General features: G+C 58.7%; 10 protein-coding genes. 6 read left to right on the forward strand and 4 right to left on the reverse strand.

What is annotated here, in order from left to right; all coding sequences use genetic code 11:
* The 3 genes from NUX24_RS12615 to NUX24_RS12625 all read right to left on the reverse strand — a co-directional run bounded on the left by NUX24_RS12615 (position 1) and on the right by NUX24_RS12625 (position 2492).
* Positions 1 to 987, reverse strand: coding sequence for an MBL fold metallo-hydrolase (locus NUX24_RS12615; RefSeq protein ID WP_126328553.1), 987 nt, complete (start codon positions 985 to 987; stop codon positions 1 to 3).
* 141 nt (positions 988 to 1128) lie between these two features.
* Positions 1129 to 1878 carry a 5'-nucleotidase, lipoprotein e(P4) family gene (locus NUX24_RS12620; RefSeq protein WP_374693105.1) on the reverse strand — a complete coding sequence of 250 codons (750 nt, stop codon included), beginning with the start codon at positions 1876 to 1878 and terminating at the stop codon, positions 1129 to 1131.
* Positions 1879 to 1964: 86 nt separating this feature from the next.
* Positions 1965 to 2492, reverse strand: coding sequence for a GNAT family N-acetyltransferase (locus NUX24_RS12625; protein WP_126328551.1), 528 nt, complete (start codon positions 2490 to 2492; stop codon positions 1965 to 1967).
* A 132-nt stretch (positions 2493 to 2624) separates the two neighbouring features.
* Between NUX24_RS12625 and treZ the strand changes: the two genes are divergently transcribed.
* The 3 genes from treZ to glgX are packed head-to-tail and all read left to right on the forward strand — an operon-like array spanning position 2625 to position 8968.
* On the forward strand, positions 2625 to 4412 hold the full coding sequence (treZ, locus tag NUX24_RS12630) for a malto-oligosyltrehalose trehalohydrolase (protein ID WP_257831901.1): 1788 nt from the start codon (positions 2625 to 2627) through the stop codon (positions 4410 to 4412).
* Complete coding sequence (treY, locus tag NUX24_RS12635) at positions 4409 to 6877, forward strand: malto-oligosyltrehalose synthase (protein ID WP_257831904.1); 2469 nt, start codon at positions 4409 to 4411, stop codon at positions 6875 to 6877. The genes treZ and treY overlap by 4 nt, the downstream gene beginning before the upstream one ends.
* A gap of 15 nt (positions 6878 to 6892) precedes the next feature.
* Entirely contained in the window at positions 6893 to 8968 is a 2076-nt protein-coding gene (gene glgX, locus NUX24_RS12640; RefSeq protein WP_257831906.1) for a glycogen debranching protein GlgX, read from the forward strand.
* 2 nt (positions 8969 to 8970) lie between these two features.
* Here the strand turns inward: glgX and NUX24_RS12645 are convergent, their stop codons facing one another.
* Positions 8971 to 9516 (reverse strand): winged helix DNA-binding protein, encoded by a 546-nt coding sequence (locus NUX24_RS12645; protein ID WP_047653332.1) that lies wholly within the window; start codon positions 9514 to 9516, stop codon positions 8971 to 8973.
* Between the two features lie 200 nt (positions 9517 to 9716).
* Between NUX24_RS12645 and NUX24_RS12650 the strand changes: the two genes are divergently transcribed.
* Genes NUX24_RS12650 through NUX24_RS12660 form a run of 3 tightly spaced genes read left to right on the forward strand, consistent with a single transcriptional unit; the run spans position 9717 to position 12427 of the window.
* Positions 9717 to 10439, forward strand: a complete 723-nt coding sequence (locus NUX24_RS12650) for a DUF969 domain-containing protein (protein WP_047653331.1) — start codon at positions 9717 to 9719, stop codon at positions 10437 to 10439.
* Positions 10436 to 11422 carry a DUF979 domain-containing protein gene (locus NUX24_RS12655; protein WP_047653330.1) on the forward strand — a complete coding sequence of 329 codons (987 nt, stop codon included), beginning with the start codon at positions 10436 to 10438 and terminating at the stop codon, positions 11420 to 11422. Before NUX24_RS12650 ends, NUX24_RS12655 begins: the two co-directional genes overlap by 4 nt.
* Positions 11423 to 11431: 9 nt before the next feature.
* Positions 11432 to 12427: a DUF2891 domain-containing protein gene (locus NUX24_RS12660; RefSeq protein ID WP_257831912.1), complete on the forward strand. Its 996-nt coding sequence runs from the start codon at positions 11432 to 11434 to the stop codon at positions 12425 to 12427.
* Positions 12428 to 12436: the final 9 nt, after the last annotated feature.

The raw sequence follows: 12436 nt of genomic DNA on the forward strand, positions 1-12436 counted from the left end.
TTATTTCGCGCTGCTGGCGTCCCGGTTGGTATAGGTGACAGGGACCCAGGCATAGCCGCCGTTTTCGCCTTTGGTGACGTACCCGATACCCGGGAACGGCAGATGGGGCGCGGCGACCAGGTCTTTATTTTTCACAAAGTCCGCAAACGCATGCTCGCGCACGCTTGCCGCTTTGTTCTGATCTTCATCGTAGGTAATGGTCACGTCAGGCTGCGGGAACTGTACCGCCGCGGCATGAATGATGTCGCCGACAAAGGTGATCTTCTCGCCTTTGCTCGTCAGGGTGTAGAAGGCTGAACCCGGCGTATGGCCGGGATGAACCGTGCCGGTCAGCCCCGGAAGAATCTCCGATGTGCCGCTAAACGGCACCACTTTACCGGCATCAAGATAGGGTTTTAAGGTCTTCTGCGCGACGTCAAAGTAGTTCTTGCCGTAGCCGGTTTTTTTCTGATTCTCGTCGTTAAAGAAAAAGTCGACGTCCGGTTTGCCAACGAAAACGCGCGCGTTGCTGAACACCACCTTGCCGTCTTTCACCAGGCCGCCCGCGTGATCGGAGTGGGCGTGGGTCAGCAGGACTTCAGTAATGTCCTCGGGTTTAACCCCCTGGGTGGCGAGGCTCTCAATCAGACGTCCGCCGTTGCCGGGGCCAAAGAGCTGGCCTGAGCCCGTATCTACCAGAATTTTATGTCCGGGCATCGCAATCAGGAACGCGTTGATGGACACCTCGGGCGGGTTGGTCTGGAAATTTTTCGCGAGCAGCGCATCGATTTTTTGCGGCGTTGTCCGGCGCAGCAGCTTGTGTAGATCCTGCGCGACGGTCCCGTCCGTAAACGAGGTAACCAGCACATCGCCGACCTGAACGCTGTACCCGCCCGCCGGTTGTTTAACGACGTGCTGAGGCGTCTCTGCCGCCGCCTGCAGCGCAGGGTAGAAAAGCAGTGAACTGGAAATCAGCGTAGAAAGAGCAAGTTTTTTCACGGTAAGCATACGAGTCTCCTTTGAAAGCGCTCATCTTACTTCTTCGTAAAATTATAAGAACCTGCCCAGAAATGATAGGACCTATAAACGCAGTGGATAGCACAGCGAAGAGGCCGGGTGGCGATGCTGCCTTTCCCGGCCCGTAACACGTTATTTTTTCAGCGGTGCGTTCCAGCCGTCCGGCGTGGCTTTGGACCAGGAGCCATAAGCGGCATTTGGCAGCACAATCCAGTCGTTTCCGAAGTGTTCCGCGCTGGCCTCAACCAGCTCGCGCTGCTGTTCGCTCGGCTTTTTGTTTTTAAACTGCACGGCGAAATCCGGAAGGCTGTCGCCAAACAGCATCACGATCTGCTGCTTTTTGAGGATGCTCTGGCGACGCTCTTCCTTGCTGACCGTGTCCAGAAGCACGCTTTCATCGGACACCTGCGGAAGTCCCAGGGCTTTTAACGTCCTGAGCGTATCGGCTTTATTTTCCTGCATGCGATCCGAGACGTAATAGATACGGACGTTGCTCTGATTCACATGGTCAAGAAACGCCTTCGCGCCCGGAATTAAGCCGGGTTTTCCCTGTTTTTCCCAGTCGCTCCAGGTGTCCCATTTTGTATAGTCGTGACACTGCTCGGTGTCGCGCACCAGTAGAGGGGTGTTATCCAGCACCGTTTCGTCGAGGTCCATCACCACGGCGTAGTTTTCGGGCGTTTTCAGATCTTTTAACTTTTCGTTGAAACGCTCTGTGGCAAACCGATACGTCTGCAGCTGAAGGGCCATAATCTCTGCCGATTTCTGCTGATAGCGCAGCGCCATTTCGTACGCTTTGGGTTCACACAGGTCGCCCCCGGCGGCCGTCGCCGCTGCCGTTGCACTCAAAACAGGTAATGCCAGCAGTAATGCCTTAGCCATTGAATTCACACTTCTTTCCTCAACACCGTGGTTAAAATCCCGAAAGCGTAATGAAATTCAATGACAGAAATATGAAGGCCGCGCCGCTAGACCAGCATGTAATACCAGAACAGGGCGACCTCGTCTTTTTCCGGCAAGGCGTTGTAGAGATAACGATCGTATCCGCCCAGGGTAAACCCGTAGTTGCGGTAAAACAGACAGGCAGAGACGTTCACATTTTGTGTTTCAAGCCGTAGTCCCGGCGCGTTTACGCTGCGGGCCCACACGTGCGCGGCGGCCATTAATTTTTGCGCGGCGCCGGTTCTGCGTTTCGTGCGCTCTACAGCAATGTAATCCACCGAGATAAACTTATTCCAGCCGATTGACGCGGTAATAAATCCCGCAATTTCCCCGTCATCCGTTTCGGCAATAAGAAATATTGCGTCCGGATTAACGCAATGGTTTTCAAGGGTTTGGATATCAAGCTCGTAGGTTTTAATCCAGGGCTCGGCGACGGCTTCGATATGTAAATCACAGTGGATAAAGGGCTCTCGCGCAACGTGGCTTATGGTGAAAGAAAAGTCACAGCATTCAAGGCGTGTGAGGTCGGTACTGAGTCCTTTTCGAATCTGCATAGTATTCCCGGTAGTGAGTTATTTAATAAAGAATAGACGAAGCGGTTAAATCCGCTGGGCTCACGCACTTTTAATCCTGAACTAAGCTTGTACTTCGTTCCGCGTAAAATGTGGGTCATTCGAGGACAATGAATGGAATTCAGGACATTTCAAAAGCAGTGGGGTGCTGGGTTTATTTCCGATGACGTTGTACGTTTTCGCGTCTGGGCAGAAGGACAGAAAGAACTTACGCTACGTCTGGCCGCCGCCGACGTGCCGATGACGGCAACGGGCGACGGCTGGTTTCAGGCTGACGTATCCGGCGTCACGAACGGTGCAGAATATCAATTTGTTCTGCAGGACGGCATGACGGTACCCGACCCGGCGTCGCGCGCGCAAAAGGGCGACGTTAACGGCCCCTCCATCGTTATCGATCCCCAACGCTACCAGCCGGTCAACCGGGACTGGGCAGGGCGGCCGTGGGAAGACACGGTTATCTACGAGCTGCACATCGGCACGTTTACCCCGGAGGGCACCTTCCGGGCCGCCATCGACAAGCTGCCGTATCTGGCGGAGCTCGGTATTACCCAGCTTGAGGTCATGCCCGTCTCCCAGTTTGGCGGAACCCGCGGCTGGGGGTATGACGGCGTGCTGCTGTACGCCCCGCACTCTGCCTACGGCACGCCGGAGGATTTCCACGCGTTTATCGACGCCGCGCACGGGCTGGGGCTCTCCGTGGTGCTGGATATCGTGCTTAACCACTTCGGCCCGGAGGGGAACTATCTGCCGCTACTGTCGCCCGCGTTTTTTGATGATCAGCGTATGACGCCGTGGGGCAACGGAATTGCTTATGAACGCGAGCCGGTGAGGCAGTACATTACCGATGCGCCGCTCTACTGGCTCACGGAATACCGTCTGGACGGCCTGCGCTTTGATGCCATCGACCAGATTAAAGACGGCTCGGACACGCACATTCTTGTGGAGATAGCAGAAAAGATCCGCGAGGCGATCCCGCACCGTCACGTTCACCTGACCACGGAAGACAGCCGCAACGTGATTTTTCTGCATCCTCGGGATGAGCAGGGCAACGCGCCGCTGTTCACCGCCGAGTGGAATGATGACTTCCACAACGCTGCCCACGTGTTTGCCACCGGCGAGACGCACGCGTACTACCAGGATTTTGCCTTTGAGCCGGAGAAAAAGTTCGCTCGGGCGCTGGCGGAAGGCTTTGTCTACCAGGGCGAGGTGTCGCTGCAAACCGGCGAATCCCGCGGCGTGGAGTGCCAGACGCAGCCGCCGCAGTTCTTCGTCGATTTTATTCAGAACCACGATCAGACCGGGAATCGCGCCCAGGGCGAGCGGCTGATCGCCCTGGCGGGATCCGACAAGACGCGGGTGCTGCTTGCCGCTCTGCTGCTTTCCCCCCATATCCCGCTGCTGTTTATGGGCGAGGAGTTTGGGGAAACGCACCCGTTCCTGTTTTTCACCGATTTTCACGGCGATCTGGCAAAGGCGGTGCGGGAAGGGCGCGCGAAAGAATTTACCGGCCATGCCGGGCACGATGAAACCGTCCCGGATCCGAATGACGTGAACACCTTCATCCGTTCAAAACTCGACTGGAATAAGGTTGCCACCGACGAAGGCAAAACGTGGCTGCGCTTCACGCGCCACCTGCTGACGCTGCGCCATCGCCATATCGTTCCGCTTCTGCGTCATGGCGGCGCCGTTGAGGGCAAGGTAATCAAGACCGCGCCCGGCATGGTGGCGGTGAGCTGGCATTTCCCGTCGGGGACGCTCTCTCTGGCGCTGAATATCGGCAATAAGCCCGTCGCGCTGCCCGATATCGCGGGTGAGACGCGCTTTGCCTGGCCGGAAGTCACTGACGTTTTACCGCCGAACGGTATTGTCGTTCGCTTTGCTGATGGAGAAGCATCGTTATGATCCCTTCCGCCACGTACCGTATTCAGTTCCGTAATGGCATGACCTTCGACCGCGTTGCGGCGCTGGTGCCTTACCTGAAAGATCTCGGCATTAGCCATCTCTATGCATCGCCCGTATTTACCGCCACAGCGGGTTCCACCCACGGCTATGACGTGACCAACCCGAATGAAATTGACCCCGCGATCGGCGGACGAGACGGTTTCGACCGCATGGCCGCGGCGCTTAAGCAGGCCGGCATGGGGCTGATTCTGGATATTGTCCCGAACCATATGTCCACCTCGCTGGAAAACGCCTGGTGGCGGGACGTGATTGAATACGGCCAGCAGAGCCGCTATTTTCGCTATTTCGATATCGACGGGTCGCGCCCGATAACGCTGCCGTTCCTCGGCGACACCTTTGAGACCGAGCTGGAGAAGGGGGCGATCGCCCTAAAACGTGACCCTGTCACGAACAAGGCCGCGTTGGTTTACTATGACGCCGAATATCCGCTCAACCCCGGCACGTACAGCGAGGAGAAAAGCATTGCCGAACTGCACGACGCGCAAAGCTGGCGCCTGATGTCCTGGCGGGAAGCGCCGAAGCAGCTCTCGTGGCGGCGCTTCTTCGAGATCACCGGCCTGGTCGGCGTTCGGGTTGAAGACGACGCGGTCTTCGACGATACGCACCGGCTGATCCTGGAGCTGGTTCACGCTGGCGTGGTGGACGGCCTGCGAATCGATCACGTCGACGGCCTGGCCGATCCGCTGGGCTATCTGCAGCGCCTGCGGGAGAAAACCGGGCCCGACTGCTACATCACGGTTGAAAAAATCCTCGCGAAGGGGGAACAGCTCCCCGCCGACTGGCCGGTATCCGGCACCACCGGCTACGAGTTTATCGCCTCGCTGGCGGAAGTGCTGGTCGATGACGATAACCTGACGCGACTGGAGACCATCCACGACGAAACGCTGGGCGTGACGGTCGATCGCCACGCGGAACTGCGCGATGCCAAGGGCCTGATGACCGATCGCAATTTCGAGGGTGAATTCACCACGCTGCTTAACCTTGCTGACGATCTGGCCCGCCGCAATGAGGTTGCGCTGCCGCGCGAGGAGATCCGCCACGCGCTGCGCGAGCTGCTTATTGCCTTTCCGGTCTACCGCACCTACGGCACCCGGGAGGGATTAACCCCGTCTGACGTGGCGCTGCTTAACCGCGTGGTCGCCAGCGTGGAGACTTCTGAAGCGGCGCTGAGTCTGATTGTGCACATTCTTACCGCCGACCTGCCGGAAGATTGCCGCGAGTCCGCCGCGCTGTTCAGAACCCGCTTCCAGCAGCTTACCGGGCCGCTGATGGCGAAGTCCGTTGAAGACACGCTGTTCTTTCGCCACAACCTGGAGCTGGCGCTCAATGAAGTGGGCGCCGACCCGACGCCGCGCGCGTTTTTATTATCCCGCTTCCACCAGGATATGCGCATTCGTCTCGCCCGACAGCCCGACGCGCTGCTGGGCACCTCCACGCACGATACCAAGCGCGGGGAAGACGCCCGGGCGCGTCTCTATACCCTGACGGAAGCCCCGGAACGATGGGGTGACAACCTGGCCCGCTGGCGGCAGATGAACCAGACCCAGGTGCGTTTTCTCAATGACGGTACCGCGCCGAACGCCGCCGATACGTGGATGATCTATCAGGCGCTGGCGGGCGTCTGGCCCGCCACGCTGTCACCGGACGACGCCGACGGGCTGAAATCGCTGGAAGAACGTTTCCTCGGCTTCCTCGAGAAAGCGCTGCGGGAGGCAAAACAGCGCACCGACTGGATCGACAGCAACGAGAGCTATGAGAGCGTGGTGCTGAGCTACGCGCGGCATCTGCTTTCGCCGGACAACGCCCTGTTCCTGCAGGATTTTAGCGAGGCGATGCAGCCCTTTATCCGCGCCGGGCTGATGAACAGCCTCAGCCAGACGGTAATCAAGCTGACGGCGCCTGGCGTGCCGGATATCTATCAGGGCAGCGAGGCGCTTAACTTTAGCCTCGTCGACCCGGATAACCGACGGGAGCCGGACTTCAACGCGCTGGTGCACAACCTCAGCGCGGCGGATGCCACGGTATTTGATAACCCGGCCTGCTGGCGGGACGGGCGCGTTAAGCAGTTCGTCACCGCCACGCTGCTGCGGCTTCGACCGCATTACGACGCGCTTTTCCGCTACGGCGACTGGCTGCCGCTTAAGGTCTCCGGCGAGCGCGAGGAGAACCTGATTGTCTATGCCCGCGTTAAGGACGAGGAGGCGCTGATTGTCGCCGTGCCGCGTCTGGTTTTTGATGTCACCGATAATCATCAGCTGTGGGTCAATACCACGGTGGCGATACCCGAGGAGCTGGCGGGGAAACGCTATCGGGATCTGTTCAGCGGTGAGAGCCGCATTCTGCAAGAGACGCTGGATTTAACGTCAGAAAAGGGATGTGTACTGGTTCTGCTTACCTGCGAATAATCGTGGAGAACGAAAATGGCAAAGGATACTACGTTTGAAATTCGGGCCGGTCATGGCCAGCAGTTGGGGGCGAATTATGACGGGAAGGGCGTCAACTTCGCGCTGTTCTCCGCTCACGCCGAGCGGGTAGAGCTCTGTCTGTTTGACCCGTCCGGGAAAAACGAAATCGCCCGGCTGGAACTGCCGGAATATACCCATGAGGTCTGGCACGGCTATGTGCCGGACCTGAAGCCCGGCGCGCTGTACGGCTATCGCGTCTACGGACCCTACGATCCTGAAAACGGTCACCGCTTCAACCCGCATAAGCTGCTTATCGACCCGTACGCGCGTGAACTGGTGGGTGATATCGACTGGAACGACGCCCATTTCGGCTATGAGCTTGGGCATGATGAACTGGATCTCAGTTTTGATACGCGCGACAGCGCGCCGTTCACGCCCAAATGCAAGGTTATCGATCCGGACGCCTTCGACTGGCAGGACAACAACCGGCCGGAGGTGCCCTGGCCGCATACCGTTGTCTACGAGAGCCACGTGAAGGGCTTTACCCAGATGAACCCGGCCATCCCGCCCGAGCTGAGCGGGACGTTTGAGGGGATGGGACACAAAGCCTCGGTCGATTACATCAAGAGTCTCGGAATCACCTCGGTGGAGCTGCTGCCGGTTCACTGGTTCCCGGACGACCAGCATCTGCTCGACCGGGGCCTGAAAAATTTCTGGGGCTATAACACGCTGGGCTTTTTTGCCCCGGCGTCGCGCTACTACGGCCCTGCGGGGATCCAGGGCTTTCGCGACATGGTGCGCGCGTATCACGATGCGGGCATCGAGGTGATTCTGGACGTGGTGTACAACCACACGGCGGAGGGGAATGAACTTGGCCCCACGCTCTCGTTTAAGGGGATTGATAACTACAGCTATTACCGCACGCTCCCGGACCAGCACCGGTACTACATCAACGACACCGGGACGGGAAACACGGTCAACACCTCGCACCCGCGCGTGCTGCAGATGGTGATGGATTCGCTGCGCTACTGGGCGGAATCGATGCATATTGACGGTTTTCGTTTCGACCTGGGGACGATCCTGGGCCGCGAGCCGGAAGGGTTTGACCCGCGCGGCGGTTTCTTCGACGCCATATCGCAGGATCCGGTGTTATCGAGACTTAAGCTGATTGGTGAACCCTGGGATATTGGCCCCGGCGGGTATCAGGTCGGCGGTTTCCCGCCGGGCTGGGGGGAGTGGAACGACAAATACCGCGATACCGTACGCGAGTACTGGAAGGGTGATAACGTCTCCAACGACTTTGCCGCACGGCTGCTGGGATCCGGGGATCTGTACGACCTGCGCGGGCGTCGCCCGTGGGCCAGCGTCAACTTCATCACCGCTCACGACGGCTTTACGCTGAATGACCTGGTGTCGTACAACGAGAAGCACAACGCCGACAACGGCGAGGACAATAACGACGGGCATAATGACAATCGCTCGTACAACTACGGCGAAGAAGGGCCAACCGAAAATCCGGATATCATCGCTACCCGGGAGCGGCAGAAGCGTAATTTCCTGACCACGCTGCTGTTTTCCCACGGCACGCCGATGCTGCTGGCGGGGGACGAGTTTGGCCGCACGCAGAAGGGCAACAATAACGGCTACTGTCAGGATAGCGAGATCTCGTGGATCGACTGGAAGGGGCTTTCCGAAAACGACGCCGCGCTGCGCGAGTTCACCCGACGGCTCATCGCCCTTCGCGCGCAACAGCCGCTGCTGCGTCGTGAGAGCTGGCGCGACGGGCTGGAGATCCGCTGGTTTAATGCCGGAGGCGGCCCGCAGCAGGCCGAACAGTGGGATGAAGGTTCGACGCTCGGCGTCTCCATCAGCAGGCCGGATCTGCGGCAGGAGGACGGCATCTGGCACGACGTGCTGATGCTGTTCAACCCGTTTGAAGGCACCGTACCGTTCCAGATCCCGCAGTTTGGCGAAGGGGGATGGGTGCTGGAGCTCTCCACGGCGGATGACGCTGCCGCAGGGACCGCGATCACCGAAACCGTAGAGTACGAGCTGGCCGGACGGAGTATTACCCTCTTCAGACGTCCTTAGCGTTAGAGTGATGCCGCCGCGCGGGCGGCGGTGTCATACAGGGAGGAGATCGTGCGTAACAGCTGCGCGGTTTCTCCGATCGACTTCCCGGCAATGCCGCTCTCCGCGTGGATCGCAATCAGACACGCTTCCCGCACGTCCCGGTACTTCATGCACAACGCTTTCCCTTCCTCGGTGGTATAGAAAAAGAGCTCTTTGCCCGCTTTCTCACTCGTCACGTAGCCCGCTTTAACCAGCTTTTTCAGGGCATAGGTCACCACGTGGGTATCTTCCACGTTGAGGACGAAGCAGATATCGGCCAGCTTTTTCTTGCGGTCGCGGTGGTTGACGTGATGCAGCAGCGAAACGTCAAAGGCGCCCATATCGGGCTCACCGGCTGCGGTCATGCAGCGCACCATCCATTTGTTGAACGCGTTGCTGGTCATGATCAGCGCATATTCCAGCTCTGACAGTTCCGCGCAGCGCTCGGACACCAGATGGCGGGAAGAGACTATCCGACCATCGTTGATATCGTCGCGATCGGGTGAAGCACTCTTTTTCGAGTTCATAACGTTCCTTAGCCAGAAATGTAAACTCATCGATAAAATAAGAACATTTTATTGATAATTTGTTTACATGTTTTTGAGGTTCAGATATAGCTTTTTAGCGCAGGTTTTGTGAAGCCTGCCAACAAAACACAACATCGCTCGCCGCAAATTAAAAAAATAGCCGCCGGCGCGCAACGCTCACTTTCGATAGGGTAAACGTTATGGACGGTACTACGCTGCTGCCGCTGATCGGGATACCGATCGTGGTTATTGGTTTTGCACTACGCTTCAACCCGCTGCTGGTGGTCGTGGTGGCGGGGCTGGCAACGGGTCTGCTGGTCGGGATGGATTTCGGGATGCTGCTGGAGACCTTTGGCGAAAAGTTCGTGAATAGTCGCTCGCTGGCAACCTTCATTCTGATCCTGCCGGTGATTGGTCTGCTGGAATACTACGGGCTTAAGGAGCGCGCCCAGGCCTGGGTGGCGAAGATCGCCAGCGCCACCTCGGCGCGAATTCTGATGCTCTATTTTGTCGCGCGTGAAGGTACCGCCGCGCTGGGGCTGATGTCGCTGGGTGGTCATGCCCAGACGGTGCGTCCGCTGCTGGCGCCGATGGCCGAAGGGGCGGCGCTGAACGAATACGGCGAGCTGCCGCAGCACATCCGCGACAAAATCAAAGCCCATGCCGCCGCGTGCGACAACATCGCGGTCTTCTTTGGCGAAGATATCTTTATTGCCTTTGGCGCGGTGCTGCTGATCGACGCGTTCCTGAAAGAGAACGGTATTCCGGGCATTGAACCGCTGCATATCGGCCTGTGGGCCATTCCAACCGCCATTGCGGCATTAATTATTCATATGACGCGCCTGCTGCGTCTGGATGCCAGCATCCGTCGCGACGTCATGGCCTGGCGCGCGGAGCAGGGCACGCAGGGGGCCGCGCAATGATGACGCTTATCACCATTAACCGCGTGTACTACCTGATCGGCTTTGTCGTGATGCTGCTGGTTGTGATGACCCTGCGCGATCGCGCCAATCCGAAGCGCTTTACCACCGCGCTGTTCTGGTTCTTGTTTGGCGGGATCTTCCTGTTTGGCGATCTGATGGTTCAGGAGCTGGGGAAATCGCTGGCGTACCGGATAATCGGCGGCGGCGTCATCGCTATCGCGCTGCTGGCGGGCTTTGGTCTGGTCGGAAAAGGGCACTATAAAATGTCGACCGAAGACGAACGTCTCGCGTCGTCAAACCGCCTTAAAAACTGGCTGTTCCTGCCCGCGCTGATGATCCCGGTGGTGACGGTTATCGGGACGCTGTTTCTGAAGGGCGTGTCGATTGGCGGCGTGTTCCTGCTCGATCAGAAACAGCTCACCCTGGCGGCGCTTTGCGTGGCCTGCGTCGCGGCGATCCTCACCGGCTGGTGGCTCACCAAAGGCACGCCGCTGCACGCCATTCGTCAGTCTCGCCGTCTTGTCGATACCATTGGCTGGGCGGTGATCCTGCCGCAGATGCTCGCCATGCTCGGCGGCGTGTTCGTGGCAGCCAACACCGGTGATTCGGTGCAGAAGGTGGTGAGCCTGTTCGTTAACCCGGATAACCGCTTTATGCTGGTGGTGATTTACTGCGTGGGGATGGCGCTGTTTACCATGATTATGGGCAACGCCTTTGCGGCCTTCCCGGTGCTGAGTGCCGGCATCGCGTTACCGTTTCTGATCAACGTGCATCACGGCAACCCGGCGCCGCTGCTGGCGATTGGCATGTACGCGGGCTACTGCGGCACGCTGATGACGCCGATGGCAGCGAACTTCAATATCGTTCCCGCCGCGCTGCTGGAGCTGAAAGACAAATATCAGGTGATCAAGATTCAGATCCCGACCGCGTTAACCCTGCTGGTGGTGAACGTGTTCCTCATGTATTTCCTCGTGTTTCGCTAAGGAGCTGTTATGGAATTAACGCAACATCAGGCTGACGCGTTTGCCCGCATGCCTTTAACCTATTTGCGCCAGGAATACCCGAACCACATTATGCACCTGCTTAATGATGATGGCGACGTTCTGCCGCCGCGCGAGCTGCACCCCATTTTCTACGGCTGTTTTGACTGGCATTCTGCGGTGCACGGCTACTGGCTGCTGCTGCGCTGCGTGCGCCTCTATCCGGAACTGCCGAGCCGTGACGCGATCGTCGCGCTTGTCGACGAGCACCTGACGGAAGAGAACGTGGCGAAGGAGTTGGCCTATTTCACCGCGCCTTTCCGCGCCTCGTTTGAGCGCCCGTATGGCTACGGCTGGCTGCTGGCGCTGGCCCAGGAGCTAAAGCAGTCGTCGCTGCCGCAGGCTGCGGTCTGGTACCAGACGCTGGAGCCGCTCACCCAGGATATTCGCGACAGGCTGGTGGATTATCTCGGCAAGCTCACCTATCCGATCCGCGTCGGAACGCACTACAACACGGCGTTTGCCCTGGCGCTGGGGCTGGACTACGCCCGAGCTGTAGAAGATAGCGCGCTTGAGCAGGCGATTGTCACGGCGGCGGAGCGGTTTTATCTCGCCGACACGCGCTATCCGGCCCACTACGAGCCCGGCGGTGATGAGTATATTTCCGGGGCGCTGACGGAGGCGCTGCTGATGAGCAAAGTGTCGGAGGACTTCCCGGCCTGGTTTGACGCGTTTCTGCCGGATGTTGGCTCAATTGGGGCGCTGATGAACCCGGCGGAGGTGAGCGATCGTACCGACCCGAAAATCGCCCATCTCGACGGGTTAAACCTCAGCCGCGCCTGGTGCATGAAGCATATTGCGAAAGCGCTTCCTGTCAGCCACCCGGTGCAACCGGCGCTGCGAGAGGCGGTGACGAAACATCTGGCCGCAAGCGTCGGGCATGTGGTCGGCAGCCACTATAGCGGCGGGCACTGGCTGGCGAGCTTTGCGCTGTTGGCGCTGGAGTAAACGAACGCG

It is taken from the genome of Enterobacter sp. HG048, assembly GCF_024702055.1.
Classification (GTDB): Bacteria; Pseudomonadota; Gammaproteobacteria; order Enterobacterales; family Enterobacteriaceae; genus Enterobacter; species Enterobacter dykesii.